The 16,636-nt window shown below is 63.8% G+C and carries 14 protein-coding genes; 7 read left to right on the top strand and 7 right to left on the bottom strand.

Features of this window, described 5'->3' with window-relative positions:
- Positions 1-145 precede the first annotated feature (145 nt).
- Both L1277_RS00130 and rpoB read right to left on the bottom strand, forming a co-directional pair.
- Complete coding sequence (locus L1277_RS00130) at positions 146-4,027, bottom strand: DNA-directed RNA polymerase subunit beta' (RefSeq protein ID WP_253374346.1); 3,882 nt, start codon at positions 4,025-4,027, stop codon at positions 146-148.
- Between the two features lie 45 nt (positions 4,028-4,072).
- Positions 4,073-7,564: a DNA-directed RNA polymerase subunit beta gene (gene rpoB / locus L1277_RS00125; protein WP_253374345.1), complete on the bottom strand. Its 3,492-nt coding sequence runs from the start codon at positions 7,562-7,564 to the stop codon at positions 4,073-4,075.
- A 388-nt stretch (positions 7,565-7,952) separates the two neighbouring features.
- On the opposite strand from rpoB, the gene L1277_RS00120 reads away from it, so the two are divergent.
- Positions 7,953-8,912 carry a DUF559 domain-containing protein gene (locus L1277_RS00120; RefSeq protein WP_253374344.1) on the top strand — a complete coding sequence of 320 codons (960 nt, stop codon included), beginning with the start codon at positions 7,953-7,955 and terminating at the stop codon, positions 8,910-8,912.
- A 95-nt stretch (positions 8,913-9,007) separates the two neighbouring features.
- Here the strand turns inward: L1277_RS00120 and L1277_RS00115 are convergent, their stop codons facing one another.
- From L1277_RS00115 to L1277_RS00105, 3 genes are read right to left on the bottom strand one after another with little or no spacing between them, the layout of a single operon-like run.
- Positions 9,008-9,883 carry a biotin-dependent carboxyltransferase family protein gene (locus tag L1277_RS00115; protein WP_253374343.1) on the bottom strand — a complete coding sequence of 292 codons (876 nt, stop codon included), beginning with the start codon at positions 9,881-9,883 and terminating at the stop codon, positions 9,008-9,010.
- Positions 9,880-10,500: an allophanate hydrolase subunit 1 gene (locus tag L1277_RS00110; protein ID WP_253374342.1), complete on the bottom strand. Its 621-nt coding sequence runs from the start codon at positions 10,498-10,500 to the stop codon at positions 9,880-9,882. Before L1277_RS00110 ends, L1277_RS00115 begins: the two co-directional genes overlap by 4 nt.
- Positions 10,497-11,252 (bottom strand): LamB/YcsF family protein, encoded by a 756-nt coding sequence (locus tag L1277_RS00105; protein WP_253374341.1) that lies wholly within the window; start codon positions 11,250-11,252, stop codon positions 10,497-10,499. The genes L1277_RS00110 and L1277_RS00105 overlap by 4 nt, the downstream gene beginning before the upstream one ends.
- Before the next feature lie 49 nt (positions 11,253-11,301).
- Between L1277_RS00105 and L1277_RS00100 the strand changes: the two genes are divergently transcribed.
- The 6 genes from L1277_RS00100 to L1277_RS00075 are packed head-to-tail and all read left to right on the top strand — an operon-like array spanning position 11,302 to position 15,700.
- Entirely contained in the window at positions 11,302-12,177 is an 876-nt protein-coding gene (locus L1277_RS00100) for a spermidine synthase (protein WP_253374340.1), read from the top strand.
- 1 nt (position 12,178) lies between these two features.
- Positions 12,179-13,342, top strand: a complete 1,164-nt coding sequence (locus L1277_RS00095; RefSeq protein ID WP_253374339.1) for a sorbosone dehydrogenase family protein — start codon at positions 12,179-12,181, stop codon at positions 13,340-13,342.
- A 50-nt stretch (positions 13,343-13,392) separates the two neighbouring features.
- Entirely contained in the window at positions 13,393-13,923 is a 531-nt protein-coding gene (locus L1277_RS00090) for a hypothetical protein (protein WP_253374338.1), read from the top strand.
- 36 nt (positions 13,924-13,959) lie between these two features.
- The gene (locus L1277_RS00085) at positions 13,960-14,454 is read left to right on the top strand and encodes a SprT-like domain-containing protein (RefSeq protein WP_253374337.1); all 495 of its coding nucleotides are present in this window, start codon (positions 13,960-13,962) and stop codon (positions 14,452-14,454) included.
- Positions 14,451-14,969: a DUF1697 domain-containing protein gene (locus L1277_RS00080; RefSeq protein ID WP_253374336.1), complete on the top strand. Its 519-nt coding sequence runs from the start codon at positions 14,451-14,453 to the stop codon at positions 14,967-14,969. The genes L1277_RS00085 and L1277_RS00080 overlap by 4 nt, the downstream gene beginning before the upstream one ends.
- A gap of 47 nt (positions 14,970-15,016) precedes the next feature.
- Positions 15,017-15,700, top strand: coding sequence for a CGNR zinc finger domain-containing protein (locus L1277_RS00075; RefSeq protein ID WP_253374335.1), 684 nt, complete (start codon positions 15,017-15,019; stop codon positions 15,698-15,700).
- Here the strand turns inward: L1277_RS00075 and L1277_RS00070 are convergent.
- Entirely contained in the window at positions 15,690-15,992 is a 303-nt protein-coding gene (locus tag L1277_RS00070) for a DUF427 domain-containing protein (protein WP_253374334.1), read from the bottom strand. The genes L1277_RS00075 and L1277_RS00070 overlap by 11 nt on opposite strands.
- A gap of 92 nt (positions 15,993-16,084) precedes the next feature.
- Positions 16,085-16,627 (bottom strand): 2-phosphosulfolactate phosphatase, encoded by a 543-nt coding sequence (locus L1277_RS00065; protein WP_253374333.1) that lies wholly within the window; start codon positions 16,625-16,627, stop codon positions 16,085-16,087.
- Positions 16,628-16,636: the final 9 nt, after the last annotated feature.

The following is a 16,636-nucleotide window of genomic DNA, read 5'->3' as shown; positions in this document are numbered from 1 at the left end:
ACGGTCGGGAATGGAAATGTGAGAAACGGATGCTGCCGCGTGCGTTGTGTGCCGCCCCGGAGCATCCGTTTAACGACGAAAGGCCCCGACTCAAAGTCGGGGCCTTTCGTGGTCAGCCGCCGAAGCGACTGTGCCTGTTACCTACCTAGTTGTAGGTACCGGGGGTGAAATCGTCACTCGAGAAGGTGTCGAAGTCAACGAAGCCGAGGTCGGCCTCATCGAATGCACCATCCGTTGCGAAGATACGGTTCGGGTAACGCTCGGCCTTGGCCTCTTCAGTAGCCTCAACGGTGACGTTGCGGTACTTTCCGAGTCCGGTTCCGGCCGGGATGAGCTTACCGATGATGACGTTCTCCTTGAGGCCAAGCAGCGGGTCGCTCTTGCCCTCCATGGCGGCCTGCGTCAGAACGCGGGTCGTCTCCTGGAACGATGCGGCAGAGAGCCAGGACTCGGTCGCGAGAGAAGCCTTGGTGATACCCATGACTTCCTGACGAGCCGAAGCCGTCTTCTTGCCTTCGGTGAGCGCAGCACGGTTGAGCTCGTTGTACTTCATCCGGTCGACGAGCTCACCAGGCAGGAGCCCGGTGTCACCGTGGTCAACCACGGTTACCTTGCGGAGCATCTGACGAACGATGACCTCGATGTGCTTGTCGTGGATCGGCACACCCTGCGAGCGGTAAACGCCCTGGACGCCACCAACGAGGTGCTTCTGAACTTCACGCACACCGAGAACCCGGAGAACTTCCTTCGGGTCAACGGCACCGAGGTGCAGCGGCTGTCCGAGCTCAACGTGCTGGCCATCCTCGATGAGGAGGGTCGCGCGCTTGAGGACCGGGTAGACCACCGGCTCGTCACCGTTGTCGGGTGTGAGGATGACCTTGCGGCTACGGTCAGTGTCTTCGATGTTGACGCGACCAGCAGCTTCTGCGATCGGCGTCGCACCCTTGGGGGTACGAGCCTCGAAGAGCTCCTGAACGCGCGGAAGACCCTGCGTGATGTCGTCTGCTGATGCCGAACCACCGGTGTGGAACGTACGCATCGTGAGCTGCGTACCGGGCTCACCGATCGACTGTGCCGCGATGATACCGACGGCCTCTCCGATGTCGACGAGCTTTCCGGTTGCGAGCGAACGGCCGTAGCAGGCTGCACAGACACCGACAGCAGACTCACAAGTCAGAACCGAGCGCACCTTGATGCTCTCGACACCTGCCTCGACGAGCTGGTCGATGAGAACGTCTCCGACATCCGAACCGGCCTCCGCAACAACGGTGCCCTTCGGGTCGATGGCGTCTGCAGCGAGCGAACGAGCGAACACGGAGTTCTCAACGTTGGCGTCACGGACGAGGGTTCCGGTGGAGTCAACTGCGGCGATCGCGGTCTCGAGACCCTTGGTCGTTCCACAGTCTTCCTCGCGGATGATGACGTCCTGCGACACGTCGACGAGTCGACGCGTGAGGTAACCCGAGTCAGCCGTACGAAGCGCCGTGTCAGCAAGTCCCTTACGAGCACCGTGGGTTGCGATGAAGTACTCCGCAACCGAGAGGCCCTCGCGGTAGGACGAGATGATGGGGCGAGGGATGATCTCACCCTTCGGGTTGTTCACCAGACCACGCATACCCGCAATGTTGCGGATCTGCAGCCAGTTACCACGAGCACCAGACGACACCATGCGGTTGATCGTGTTGTCCTCGGGGAAGTTGGCGCGCATCGCCTCTGCAACCTTCTCGGTCGCTTCGGTCCAGATCTTGATGAGCTCCTGACGACGCTCAGCGTCGGTGGTCAGACCCTTATCGAACTGGCCCTGCACCTTGGCGGCGAGTTGCTCGTAGCCCTGGACGATCTCGCGCTTGTTCGGCGGGGTGAGAACGTCGCTCAGTGCAACGGTCACGCCGGAGCGGGTTGCCCAGTGGAAACCAGCGTCCTTGATGTTGTCAAGGGTCGCGGCTACGACGGTCTTCGGGTAGCGCTCAGCGAGGTCGTTGACGATCGCGGAGAGCTTGCCCTTGTCGGCAACTGCTTCGACGTACGGGTAGTCGGCAGGCAGCGCTTCGTTGAATAGGGCGCGACCAAGCGTGGTCTCGACCAGTGCAACTCCGGTGCCTTCGTAACCCTCAGGACCCTCACCCTTCGCGAAGGCGATGTCGTGAAGACGAATGCGCACCTTGGCGTTGAGGTCGAGTGACTTCTGGTCGAACGCGAGAATCGCTTCGGCGATCGACGAGAACGCACGGCCTTCACCTGCGACACCCTCCTTGAGGGTGGTCAGGTGGTGCAGACCGATGATCATGTCCTGCGTGGGCAGGGTGACCGGGCGTCCGTCAGACGGCTTGAGGATGTTGTTCGAAGCGAGCATCAGGATGCGAGCCTCGGCCTGCGCCTCAACCGAGAGCGGCAGGTGAACAGCCATCTGGTCACCGTCGAAGTCGGCGTTGAATGCGGCACAGACGAGGGGGTGCAGCTGGATGGCCTTACCCTCAACGAGCTGAGGTTCGAACGCCTGGATTCCGAGGCGGTGAAGCGTTGGTGCACGGTTCAGCATGACCGGACGCTCGCGGATGATCTCTTCGAGAACGTCCCAGACCTCGGGACGGCTGCGCTCAACCATGCGCTTCGCAGCCTTGATGTTCTGAGCGTGGCTCAGATCGATCAGGCGTTTGATAACGAACGGCTTGAACAGCTCGAGAGCCATCTGCTTCGGCAGACCACACTGGTGCAGCTTGAGCTGCGGTCCAACGATGATCACCGAACGGCCGGAGTAGTCAACGCGCTTTCCGAGCAGGTTCTGACGGAAACGACCCTGCTTACCCTTGAGCATGTCGCTCAGGGACTTGAGGGCACGGTTTCCCGTTCCTGTGACCGGACGACCACGGCGACCGTTGTCGAACAGCGCGTCAACAGCCTCCTGAAGCATGCGCTTCTCGTTGTTGACGATGATCTCGGGGGCACCGAGGTCGAGCAGTCGACGCAGACGGTTGTTGCGGTTGATCACACGACGGTAGAGGTCGTTGAGGTCAGAGGTAGCGAACCGGCCACCGTCGAGCTGCACCATCGGGCGCAGTTCCGGTGGAATAACCGGGACAACCTCGAGCACCATCGCGGCCGGCGAGTTGCCGGTCTGAAGGAACGAGTTGACGACACGGAGGCGCTTGATGGCGCGGATCTTCTTCTGACCCTTGCCCTCAGCGATCTGCGTGTGCAGCAGCTCGGATTCTGCGGCCAGGTCGAAGCTCAGCAGTCGCTTCTGGATCGCCTCAGCGCCCATGAACGCCTCGAAGTACAGACCGAAGCGGTCCTGCAGCTCGTGGAAGACAGCGTCCTCAGGCTTCAGGTCGCCGACCTTCAGGCTGCGGAAGTCGTCCCACACACGCTCGAGGTGAGCGATCTGCTCGTCATACGACTTGCGGGCCTGGCTCATCTCCTTCTCAGCGGCGTCCTTGGTGCGACGCTTCTGGTCGGCCTTGGCGCCTTCTGCCTCAAGGGCGGCGAGGTCGTCTTCGAGCTTCTTCAGACGGTCAGCAATGCGGGTGTCGCGCTGGTCGCCGAGGGTCTTGATCTCGAGACGGATCTCGTTCTCAAGGCCGGGCATGTCTTCGTGACGAGCATCCTCGTCAACGGAGATGACCATGTAAGCGGCGAAGTAGATGACCTTTTCGAGGTCCTTCGGTGCCATGTCGAGCAGGTAACCCAAGCGCGACGGAACGCCCTTGAAGTACCAGATGTGGGTAACGGGCGCGGCCAACTCAATGTGACCCATGCGCTCACGGCGCACGGACGACTTGGTGACTTCCACTCCACAGCGCTCACAAACGATGCCCTTGAAGCGGACACGCTTGTACTTGCCACAGGAGCATTCCCAGTCACGGCTCGGGCCGAAGATCTGTTCACCGAACAGACCATCCTTCTCGGGCTTCAGGGTGCGGTAGTTGATTGTTTCAGGCTTCTTAACCTCGCCATAGGACCAACGACGAATGTCGTCACCAGTAGCCAGGCCAATGCGAAGCGCATCAAAAGTTGTTACGTCGAGCAATTTCTCTCCTAAAGAAAGTTCTCTGAGGTCTTCAGTTGGCCAGGCTTAGATCTCGTCAATTGACGAGGACTCGAACCTGGAGGAAATGTTGATGCCGAGCTCTTCCGCTGCGCGGAAGGCGTCATCGTCGGTGTCTTTCAGGCTGACGACGGTGCCGTCAGCAGACAGGACCTCAACGTTCAGGCAGAGAGACTGCATTTCCTTGATCAGAACCTTGAAGGACTCGGGGATGCCGGGCTCCTGGATGTTCTCACCCTTGACGATGGCCTCGTACACCTTGACGCGGCCAAGGATGTCATCGGACTTGATCGTCAGCAGCTCCTGGAGCGCGTATGCAGCTCCATAAGCTTCGAGCGCCCACACTTCCATCTCACCGAAGCGCTGTCCACCGAACTGAGCCTTACCACCGAGCGGCTGCTGGGTGATCATCGAGTACGGCCCGGTCGAACGAGCGTGAATCTTGTCGTCGACGAGGTGGTGCAGCTTGAGGATGTACATGTAGCCAACCGAGATCGGCATCGGGAACGGCTCACCGGAGCGACCATCGAACAGGCGGGCCTTACCGCTTGATCCGATGAGGCGGTCGCCGTCACGGGTGACGTTGGTCGAATCGAGGAGACCTGCGATCTCTTCCTCGGACGCACCGTCGAATACCGGGGTGGCAACCTTGGTTCCAGGTGCAGCTTCGTGCGCCTGTGCCGGGAGGTTCTTCGCCCACTCGGGAGTTCCTTCGACCTTCCAACCCTGCTGGGCAATCCAGCCGAGGTGAAGTTCGAGGACCTGGCCGAAGTTCATTCGACCCGGGATACCGAGCGGGTTGAGGATGATGTCGACCGGGGTTCCATCTTCGAGGAACGGCATGTCTTCGACAGGCAGAATCTTCGAGATAACACCCTTGTTGCCGTGACGACCAGAGAGCTTGTCACCTTCGGTGATCTTGCGCTTCTGGGCGATGTAGACGACAACACGACGGTTGACACCCGAGCCGAGCTCGTCGTCGCCATCTTCGGAGTTGAACTCCTTGACAGCGATGATCGTGCCGCGCTCACCGTGGGGAACCTTCAGCGAAGTGTCGCGAACTTCGCGGCTCTTCTCGTTGAAGATTGCGCGGAGCAGTCGCTCTTCGGCGGAAAGCTCGGTCTCACCCTTGGGTGTGACCTTTCCGACGAGGATGTCACCGGGACGAACCTCGGCACCGATGCGGATGATGCCGCGCTCGTCGAGGTCCTTGAGCAGCTCGGGGCTGACGTTCGGAAGGTCACGGGTGATCTCTTCCTTACCCAGCTTCGTGTCGCGCGAGTCAACCTCGTACTCTTCGATGTGAATCGAGGAGAGGGTGTCGTCCTTGACCAGGTTCTGGCTCAGGATGATCGCGTCCTCGAAGTTGTGGCCTTCCCATGACATGAATGCCACGAGGAGGTTCTTTCCGAGTGCGAGCTCACCGTTCTCCGTTGCCGGACCATCAGCGATAACCTCGCCGGCCTCGATGCGGTCGCCCGCTGAGACGATGACACGGTTGTTGAAGCTGGTGCCCTGGTTGGAGCGGTCGAACTTACGCAGGTAGTAGTCCTGTGTTCCACCCTCGTCGAGCTGGATGGTGACGACCTCGGCCGAAACCTCAGCAACAACACCAGCCTTGTCGGCGGTGATCACGTCACCGGCGTCGATGGCTGCGTAGCCCTCCATACCGGTTCCGACGATCGGCGACTCCGAACGGAGCAGCGGAACAGCCTGACGCTGCATGTTGGCACCCATGAGTGCGCGGTTCGCGTCGTCGTGCTCGAGGAACGGGATGAGGCTCGTCGCGACGGAAACCATCTGACGAGGCGACACGTCCATGTAGCCGATTTCGCTCGCGGGGAAGAGGTCAACCTCTCCGCCCTTACGACGGGCGAGAACGCGGTCTTCGGTGAAGCGGCCATCGTCGTTCAGCGGCGCGTTGGCCTGAGCAACGATGTAGTCGTCCTCTTCCATTGCCGTGAGGTAGTCGATGTCCTTCGTGACCAGTCCGTCGACAACGCGACGGTACGGGGTCTCGATGAAACCGAACGCGTTGATGCGCGCGAACGATGCGAGCGAACCGATCAGACCAATGTTCGGGCCTTCAGGCGTCTCAATCGGGCACATACGGCCGTAGTGGGACGGGTGAACGTCTCGAACCTCAACACCTGCACGCTCACGCGACAGACCGCCGGGGCCCAGAGCCGAAAGACGGCGCTTGTGGGTCAGACCCGCGAGCGGGTTGTTCTGGTCCATGAACTGCGAGAGCTGCGATGTTCCGAAGAACTCCTTGATCGCTGCGACGACGGGGCGCACGTTGATCAGGGTCTGCGGGGTGATCGCTTCGATGTCCTGCGTGGTCATGCGCTCGCGAACGACGCGCTCCATGCGGGACAGACCGGTGCGAACCTGGTTCTGGATGAGCTCGCCAACTGCGCGGATACGACGGTTACCGAAGTTGTCGATGTCGTCGATGTCGAGACGGATCTCGGCGGGCTTGCCATCGCGAAGACCGCTGAAGGTGGTCTCACCCGAGTGCAGGCGAACGAGGTACTTGATCGTCTCGACGATGTCGTCGACGGTCAGGACGCTGTCGCTGAGCGGTGCTTCAAGACCAAGCTTCTTGTTGATCTTGTAACGACCGACCTTCGCCAGGTCGTAGCGCTTCGGGTTGAAGTAGAAGTTGTCGAGGAGAGCGCGAGCTGCCTCTGCGGCAACCTGCTCGCCCGGACGGAGCTTGCGGTAGATGTCGCGGAGCGCATCTTCCTTCGTGAGGATGGTGTCCTTCTCGAGGGTCAGCTCGATCGACTCGAAGCCCTTGAACTGCTCAAGGATGTCTTCGCTCGTCAGGCCGAGGGCCTTGAGGAACACGGTGACCGACTGCTTGCGCTTACGGTCGATGCGAACGCCGACCTGGTCGCGCTTGTCGATCTCGAACTCGAGCCACGCTCCGCGGCTCGGGATGATGCGTGCAGAGAAGATGTCCTTGTCAGACGTCTTCTCCTGGTTGCGGTCGAAGTACACACCCGGGCTACGAACGAGCTGGGACACGACGACACGCTCGGTGCCGTTGATGATGAATGTGCCCTTTTCGGTCATGAGCGGGAAGTCGCCCATGAACACAGTCTGAGTCTTGATCTCACCGGTGAGGTGGTTCATGAACTCGGCTTCGACGTACAGCGGAGCAGCGTAGGTCTTGCCACGCTCCTTGCACTCGTCGATCGAGTACTTCTCCGGCTCCAGGAAGGGGCTGGTGAAGCTCAGCTGCATGGTCTCGCCGAGGTCTTCGATCGGTGAGATCTCCTCGAAGATCTCGTCGAGGCCGGAGTGAGTCGGCAGGTCCTGGCGACCGGCGTTCGTAGCTTCTTCGACGCGTGCTTTCCACACGTCGTTGCCTACGAGCCAGTCAAAGCTCTCGGTCTGCAAAGCAAGCAGATCCGGAACCGTCAGGGTGTCGGTGATCTTCGCGAACGACAGACGCGATGCGTTGCGGCCGTTCTTGGGTGAGTTGGTGGATGCGTTGCGCGCAGCAGCCAAGGAAATAACCTCCGTGGGCCCTCGTACAGGCTCTAGTTACTGGTAGTAATGGAGAACTCGTCAAACGCCATCAAAAATGGTGCGTCTTTCGCGTGAAAGAAACACTGGGCCGACCGCAATATGAAGGCATGGGGAACGTCTGGGAGCGCAAAGGTCTACTATATGCCTTCCGTTACACCATGTCCAGCGATTCGGGTTGACTGAGTTCGACAGCTGCGGTATATAGCGAGCCAATCACCTCACTCGCCGCCGTCATCCTCTCAAAAAGTCCCGGGATTCCGGGCCAGTCGGCTCCGTTCCGGTCCTTCACAAAGCGAAACTCGGATCCTCGGATTCACAGAATTTGTTCAGCGGGGCAGATCGAACCGAGTCGATCCACGCTGGTTCGATGAGTAAACGCACACCCCTGCCGCCGGCTTTGTCGGGCCGCGCATTTACCGTTGCCCACGCGAGCGCTCTTGGCATCGGCAGGGGGCGGCTTGCCGGCGCTGATCTCGAGCGGCCATTCACCGGCATCCGCATTCCGGCGGGTGGAGATGTCAGGCCTCCCACCTCCGACGCCGAATGGCTCCACATTTTCGCCGCCCATCAGCGGCGAAATAGACAGCTCTGCGCCGCCTATTCATTGCGGATGCCACACGCGGCATTTTTCTGCGGACCAACCGCCGCACTCTTGCACGGCATTCCCCTTCCGTATCGACTCTCCGCAGACCGGCGCCTGCACGTCGGATACCCCCGACGACGGCGAGCGATACAAGTCGTTGGCGCCATCGGCCACAGCTACAGCATCGATCCCGCCGACGTGCTGACGCACTCGGTCGGACGACTCACGACCGTCGAGCGCACCTGGTGCGACCTCGCGCGATTCCTCAGTCTCACGCACCTCGTCGCTGCGGGCGACTACCTCATCCGTCGGCGGCGCCCGCTCACGTCGATGAAACGGTTGGCGCGCGCCGTGGATGCCTGCCGCGGGCGGCGGGGCGCGAAGAACCTTCGTGCAGCTCTCGCACTCCTGAATGACCGCGCAGAGTCACCGAAAGAGTCGGTACTCCGCGTGGAGCTGGTGCTGGCGGGGCTGCCGACGCCGGAACTCAATGTGGATGTCCTCGATCGTCATGGGACGTTCATCGCCCGGGTCGACATGATGTTTCGCGAGCACCGGCTCATCCTGGAATACGAAGGTATCCAACACCTCCTCACTGCCGACCAGTGGGAGCGAGACATTCAACGCACCCGCCAACTTGAAGCTGAGGGCTGGCGGGTGATTCGTGTCACGGCTGCCGACCTCCGGGATCCACGCACCCTCATCGGCCTCGTCCACGCCCACCTCGCGCGCACACCAGCCTGAACCCACCCCGAGACCCACCCTCCCCGCGAGTTGCCGACTGTGCACGGATCAACCCAATTGCACACCTGCAGAGTCAGCAACTCGCGGCGAAGCAGTCACCGGCCGTGCCGGAACCTGATTTCCTGACCCGGTCGCAGCTGTGCGAAACGATCGAGCGAAGCGGATGCCACAACAGCGATCACCGGATATCCACCGGTCGTGGGGTGGTCGGCCAGCAACACTGTGGGAAGTCCCGATGGCGGCACCTGCAGCGCGCCGGCGACCATGCCCTCGCTCGGCAGCTCGCCCCACTCGACCGCCCGGGCTGACCGCTCGAGCGGTGTGCCCTCGAGCCGCGCGCCGACCCGGTTGGAGGCCGGGCTCAGCGTCCAGGTCCGGGTGAACAGTGCGTCGACCGAGGCAGGCGTAAACCAGTCATCGCGCGGCCCGACGAAGAGCGGCACCGTGACGACGCCCACATCCGGTCGGCCCCACGGCGAGATGTCGACCGGGCGCATGGACTCGGGGTGTGCCTGACCAATGGGCAGAGTGTCCCCGTCGACGAGCACGGCCGGGCCGGTGCCGGAGAGCAGGTCGGTCGACCGCGACCCGAGCACGGGCGGCACCGCGATGCCACCCGCGACAGCGAGGTAGTAGCGCAACCCGGCCTCGGCCATTCCGATCTCGAGGTGCTCGCCGGCCACCATCCGCACCGGGTGGTTGATGTCGACGGCTCGCCCACCGACGGTGACCGGGCCCCACGCGCCGGTCACCGCAATCCACACGTCGCCGTCGAACGAGCCCGAGAGCCCGCCAACCGTGACTTCGATGCCGGCAGCGCCCTCGGCGTTGCCGACCAGCCGGTTACCGAGCCGCAGAGCACTGCGGTCGAGGGCGCCAGACGACGGCACACCAATCGCCGCGTGGCCGGGGCGCCCAAGATCCTGCACCGTCGAGAGCGGGCCCGCCGTGCGCACGGTCAGCGCCGTCATATCGACTCCCGAAACCGCACGAGCCGCCCGGGGCGAAGGAGCGCGGGTTCGGCAGCAGCCGGGTCCCACAGCACAGTGTCGGTGTGTCCGAGGATTTGCCAGCCGCCGGGCGATGAGCGCGGGTAGATGCCGGTGAACTCGCCCGCGAGCCCGACCGTCCCGGCCGGAACACTCGTTCGCGGCGAGACCCGGCGCGGCACGGTCAGGCCGGCATCGTCGGCCACGAGGTAGCCGAAGCCAGGTGCGAAGCCCACGAAGGCGACCCGCCAGTGAGTGCCGGTGTGCCGATCAACAACATCGCGTTCGGTGCAGGCCAGGAACCGCGCGACATCGCTGAGGTCCTCCCCCGAGTAGTCCACGTCGATGACGACGGCATCGTCGACATCCACGCCGCCGGTCGGGCGCTCGGGAGTTCTCCGCACCCAGTCGACGGCCCGGTCGACAGGCAACACCGTCGGGTCGATCCTCACCAAAACACTCCGCGCCGCAGGCACCACATCGACCACCCCGACTGGCGGGTCGTCAGCCAGCCCCGCCGACACTGCGAGCACCTCATCCATCGATGCGCAGTCGACGAGCACCCCGCGGTCGCCAACCGTCCGAACGGTTCGACTCATGCGAACGCTCCGATCTCGATTCCAGCCGCGGCGAGCGCCCGGCGCACCGCCGTCGCCATCTCGACCGAGTCCGGGGTGTCACCGTGCACACACAGCGAATCGACCTCGACCTGCAGCATCCGACCGTCGATCGCCCGAACGGTGCCCTCACTCACCATGGCGACGGCTCGCTCGGCCACTTCGGATGTCCCGTGCAACACGGCACCCGGCAGCTTCCGCGGCACCAGGGCACCGTTGTGCTGGTAGGCCCGGTCGACGAACGCCTCGCGCACAAAAGGAAGGGAGTGACGCACCGCGGCACGTTCAGCCGCCGATCCGCCGAGGCCCATCAACGGCAGCCCTGGCGAGAATTCTGCGATCGCGCGCGCGACAGCATCCGCTCGCCGATCGTCGGAGACGATCTTGTTGTAGAGCGCTCCGTGTGGTTTCACGTAACGGATGCCCGTGCCTGCTTCGTGTGCCGCCTCGGCGAGCGCCGCCAGTTGTTCGGTCACCTCGTCGGTGAGCACAGCGGGCAGCACTTCGAGGTCGGCCCGGCCGAAGTGCGCCCGGTCGCGGTAGGAGACGTGTGCCCCGACGCTCACGTCGTTCTCCACCGCGAGGCGGCAGGAGGCGAGCATCGAGTCGGCGTCTCCGGCGTGGAACCCGCAGGCGATATTCGCGCTCGAGATGAGCCGAAACATCGCGGCGTCATCGGCGGTCGGGTGGCCATCCACCGTCTCGCCGAGGTCACTGTTGAGGTCAACGCGCACCCCCTCAGGCTAGCTGCCCGGTCGAACCCTCGAAAGGTAGGCTCGATCCATGGCATCACGCGAAACCGACAACCCCAGCATCAAACTGGCCCTCAGCGGTTTCCAGGCGGTGATCGAGGTTGACCGCTTCACCCCGGGCAGCTTCCAGCTCGTGGTCGACGGCACTCCGCAGTCACACGTGAACCTTGACGATCCGAGCCAGTTGTTTTTCGAGTACATCCAGCGCATCGGGCATGTCATCGACGAGTTTCGGGACCCTGGCAAGGCCATCACGGCCGTTCACCTGGGTGCCGGCGCACTGACGCTCCCCCGTTACGTTGAAGCCACCCGCCCGGGCAGCCGGCAGCAGGTCATCGAGATCGAGCAAGACCTCGTCGACTTCGTGCGCGAGCACCTGCCGTGGCCCAAGCGCTCGGCGATTCGCGTGCGCTATGGAGACGCCCGCGAGGTGCTCGGTCGCCTCCCCGGTGGACTGGCCGGAACCGTCGACCTCGTTGTGGTCGACATTTTCTCGGGAGCCCGCACGCCCGCCCACGTGACGAGCCTCGAGTTTTATCGCGCAGCATCCGCTCTTCTTGCACCAGACGGCGTGATCGTCGTCAACGTTGCCGATGGCCCCGGCCTGGCCTTCGCCCGCAGCCAGGTGGCGACGCTCGGTGCCGCAGTCGAGTCGGTCGCTGTTCTCGCCGAAACCCAGATTCTCAAGGGGCGCCGGTTCGGCAACCTCGTGCTCGTGGGGTCGAATGCTGAGCTGCCGATGGACTTCATTCCGCGGCTCCTGGCCGGCGGGCCGCACCCGGCGAAAGCGGTCGCGGGTGCCGAGCTCAGGCAGTTTGTCGCCGGGGCCCCGGTGATGACCGATGCGACGGCGATCCCGTCTCCGCCGCCGGCCAAGAGCATCTTCCAGGTGAAGTCCGGGAGCTGAGATGACCCGCCGCGTTCCGCACCTTCTTGTCGCGTCGCTCACGGCGGCCGCCCTCCTCGCGGGCTGCAGCGCAAGCGAACCACCAACGTCTGCGCCTTCCGGCTCGCCAGCCACCACCCCGGCGCCTGCTCCAATCGGCGAAGGCCCTGTCGCGCCGACCGGTGAGACGAAGGTGCTCGCGACCGGGCTTGACGCCCCGTGGTCGGTCCTCCCGGTTGGCGACAGCACCCTGATCAGCTACCGCGACACCGGGCAGATCATGGAACTCACGACCGCCGGCGATCTGCGTGAGGCAGCCGTCGTTCCGGAGGTCGACGCCGCAGGCGAGGGCGGACTGCTCGGCCTGGCCGCACGCGAGATCAGTGGAACGCGATGGGTGTACGCCTATCTCACGACGGCTGACGACAACCGCGTGATACGGATGTCACTGGGTGGCGAACTCGGTTCGCTCACCCTCGGCGCGGCGGAGGTTGTTCTGGAGGGGCTGGACAAGGCAAGCAACCACAACGGCGGCCGCATCGCCTTCGGCCCTGATGGCATGCTCTACATCACGGTCGGGGACGCCGGTGAGCCGAACCGTGCGCAGGACCCGGCCTCGCTCAACGGCAAGATCCTCCGGGTCACGCCAACCGGTGACGTACCGCAGGACAACCCGTTCGCATCGCCGGTGTACTCGCTGGGCCACCGCAACCCGCAGGGCATTGCGTGGACGGAGGACGGCCGGATGTGGGCGAGCGAGTTCGGGCAGAACACCTGGGACGAGCTCAACATCATCGAACCGGGGAAGAACTACGGCTGGCCGATCGTTGAAGGACACGGCGGAAACGCTGACTACGTCGATCCCGCGTTCCAGTGGTCGACGAGCGACGCGAGCCCGAGCGGACTCACCGTCGTCGACAACACCCTGTTTATGGCCGCGCTCCGAGGCGAGAGGCTCTGGTCGATCCTCGACGGTGTCCACGTGCCCGAGGGAAGTGTCGGACTCGAGGGCGTCATTTCGGCGAACCCGTTCTTCGACGGCGAGTTCGGGCGCATCCGCGATGTGGTTCCTGGCCCGAACGGCTCGCTCTGGATGATCACGAACAATACAGACGGTCGTGGAAATCCGACGCCGGATGACGACAGGCTGGTTGAGGTCACCCTCTCCCCGCTCGTCGAGGGTTAAAGTCGAACGTAGCCCCGGGGAAATCGGCGACACCGGGCAGAGCACCACCCTTGGAGTACACCCTGAGCATCATTCTTGGCTACGACGCCAAAACATTGCGCGAAAAAGTAGACCTCAAGGCCGTGGGCGAGCGCCTCGAGGAACTCGGCGATATGCGCAGCCTCAGCGCGCTCTGCGAAAAGGCCTGGCTGCTCAAAGTGGCCGGGCAACTCGACGATGCACTCGACGTGGCGAACCAGTGCGTGCGTTTGGCACGCTTCACCGGTGACCGCAAAGGATTGATGCAACCACGGATGCTTCGAGCCCAGGTTTTGCAATTCCGTGGCGCTTATGAGGAAGCAATTCACGAACTGTCTTCCCTCATCGACGAAGCGCACACCCACGAGTGGAAGCTGCACGAGGCGCTCGCGCTGCAGCACCGCGGCAAGGTGTACTTCGACCAGCGCGAGTTCACCGCCGCTCTCACCGACTTCAGAGCCGCCGTGTCTTTGCGGACCGAGCTGGGAGCATCCGAGGATCAGATTGAATCGGCTCTCATCGCGGTGGCGGTGACCGAATCGTTCGTTGGCAACCGCGTCTGAGCCGGGAATGTCGGAGGCGGAAGCTAACGTGATGGCATGTCAGATTTGGTGAAGGTTCGGCTCTGGGCCGATTCTCTAATCAGGTTGCATCTCGACCCGGCCGTGTGGTCATTCGGGTTCGACAATGCCAAGCGCCGTGCCGGGCTCTGCAATTTCAACACGCACCGCATCACCGTGTCGCGCTACCTTGCCGCGCGCTATGACGACGATGACGTCCATCAAATCCTCCTCCACGAAGTCGCGCACGCACTCGCCGGGCCTCGCGCCGGGCACGGTCCCAGTTGGGATCGCGTGGCGAAAGAGCTCGGCTATGTCGGCTCGCGGCTGCACCACGGTGAAACGGCCGACGAGCTCGCGCCGTGGGTCGGTGCCTGCCCCAATGGGCACACGCTGTACCGCTACCGCAAGCCGCGGCACGTGACAAGCTGCGGCGTGTGTTCGCGTCGTTTCGACGACCGGTTCACCATCAGCTGGCAGCACCGCGAGATCACGCCGTCGATGCGGCGCCGCGCGGCCGCGCCCGGACTGTGACCCGCTGGGTTGCGCTGCTTCGCGGCGTGAACGTCGGGGGCGTCACCGTGAAGTCAGCGCAACTCGCCGAGGTGTTTCGGGGGTTAGAGCTCGATGACGTCAGGACCGTGCTCGCTTCGGGCAATGTGCTCTTCAGCACAGGAGAGAACGACGTGTCGGCACTCACGAGCCGCATCGAGTCGGCGCTGAGCGACACGTTCGGCTACGCCGCCCGGGTGGTTCTCGTAAAACAGTCGACGCTTGCTGCGGTGGTCGCCGCATACCCATTCCCTGAGGTCGACGACACGCAGCCGTACGTCGTCTTCGCGTCAGACCCGGCACTGTTGCACGATCTCGGTGAGGGCGCCTACTCAAACGACGACGTCGAGCGGGTCGTGCGCGGCGACGGTGTTCTCTATTGGGAGGTGCGGCGTGGCATGTCGACCGACAGCCCGTTCGCGAAACGCACAACCAGGCAGAAAGGTCCTGCGGTCACGACCACCCGCAACCTGCGGACCTTGCGCAAGCTGCTCTGAGCTCGTTGCCGCAGGAGGGGCAGACGGCGACTCAGTACCATGGAGGTATGCCCTCCCCCGCGCAGGAATCCCCTGCTTTCGGCGAATCCGCCGTGCCTCAGAACGCTCAGGCCTCGCACCCTCACTCCGGCGTCGCACAGAACCCCACGGGCCAGTGGCTGGTCACCGACGGGACGCGATGGTGGTTTGACACCAGCTCGCTGGCGCTGGACTTCGCGTACACCGGCCCAGTAAGCGCCAGCGGCGGGACGGCGGACGGCAACAGCGAAACGCTGCAGGGCCCCGAGGACCTCTCGGCCTGGCTGGCGACCCGGTTGCCGAGCGTGAGCGCGACCGACCGGGACCTGCAGGACGCGCTGATGTTGCGTGGCTCGATCACCCGGCTCGCCCTCGCGGCGAGCGCCGGCAGCGCGCCTGACGCGCACGATATCGACCTGCTCAACCTCTATGCGGCTACGCCCGACATTCCGCCGCGGCTCGCCGGTGGCACCGTTCAGGCCGGCCGCACCGAACCTCGAGCCGGGCAGGCGCTCTCAACGATCGCACGCGACGCGGTCGCTCTGTTCTCCGGCGAGACGCTCGGTCGCATCCGCGAATGCGACGCCGACGATTGCGCCCTGATTTACCTCGACACCTCGCGCGCCGGGAACCGCCGGTGGTGCTCCATGCAGCGCTGCGGCAACCGGCACAAGGTGCGCGCGCACCGGGCACGCGCCACAGCTACTCGGTAATCGTCACCGAGCGGTCGAACGCGACGTAGCCCGAGAAGTCCTTTCCGACGCGGTCAAATGCGGTCGGGTACGGGTCGGGGTAGCTCCACGCCAGGTCTTTCTGCTCGCTGCCGTCGACCGTGACGTTCCAGTACTGGCACGCGCCCTTCCACGGGCAGGTGTACGGCGTTGGACTCTTCGAGAACTTCTCCTCCGAGATACTCGACGGCGGGAAGTACCAGTTGCCCTCGATCTTGACGAGATCTTCGGTCGGTGAATCGGCAATGACGGTGTCGCGATAGGTAGCCTTCATGCGCCCGACACTACGCCCGGCCCGCGAAGGCACCGGTGCCTTGCGTGCGAGTTCGCAGTGAGCTAACAGGGTTCCCGGAGGAACCGGCCGACTCAGACGAGCCGCAGCACCGTCACGTCGGTCGACGAGTCGACCTGGGCCGCAGCAACGACCCGGTCACGCTCACCCCGGGCAAGGAGTTCCTGTCCGCTGACCGATGCGGTGAAGAGGTGGCCCACCGCGTTGCGGAGCGACTCGTACGCGGCGCAGGCCACGGCCGCTTCGGGCGAGGTGAAGTCGATGCCCAGAGCGACGAGCGCATCGATGACGGCCCCGGCCGCGAGCACGTCAGTGCTCGAGAACCCGCCGCCGCGACCGGCCGCGACAATCGCGATCGACACCCGACGCCCGCGCCCGACTTGCTGGTCGAGCACCCACTGGGCGACGGCACGACGGTTGACGAGTCCGGCACGTACCGCGGTCGCTCCGGAGTCCAACGCGTCGAGTACGGCATCGGTGTCGCTGACGCCAAGCGCGTCCACCCACACGACAATGTCTGCAGCGCCCACTCGAGTGAGGCCATCGAGACCGACGTCAAACCGCACCTGATATTTCGATTGGGCGGTCGCGGTCGTTTCACGCTGAAGTTCGGGCATGATGCAAGG

This window comes from Okibacterium sp. HSC-33S16, from assembly GCF_024171565.1.
Lineage (GTDB): Bacteria > Actinomycetota > Actinomycetes > Actinomycetales > Microbacteriaceae > Mycetocola_A.
The sequence above is the reverse complement of the archived record's forward strand: the minus strand, read 5'-3'. Positions and strand labels throughout refer to the sequence as shown.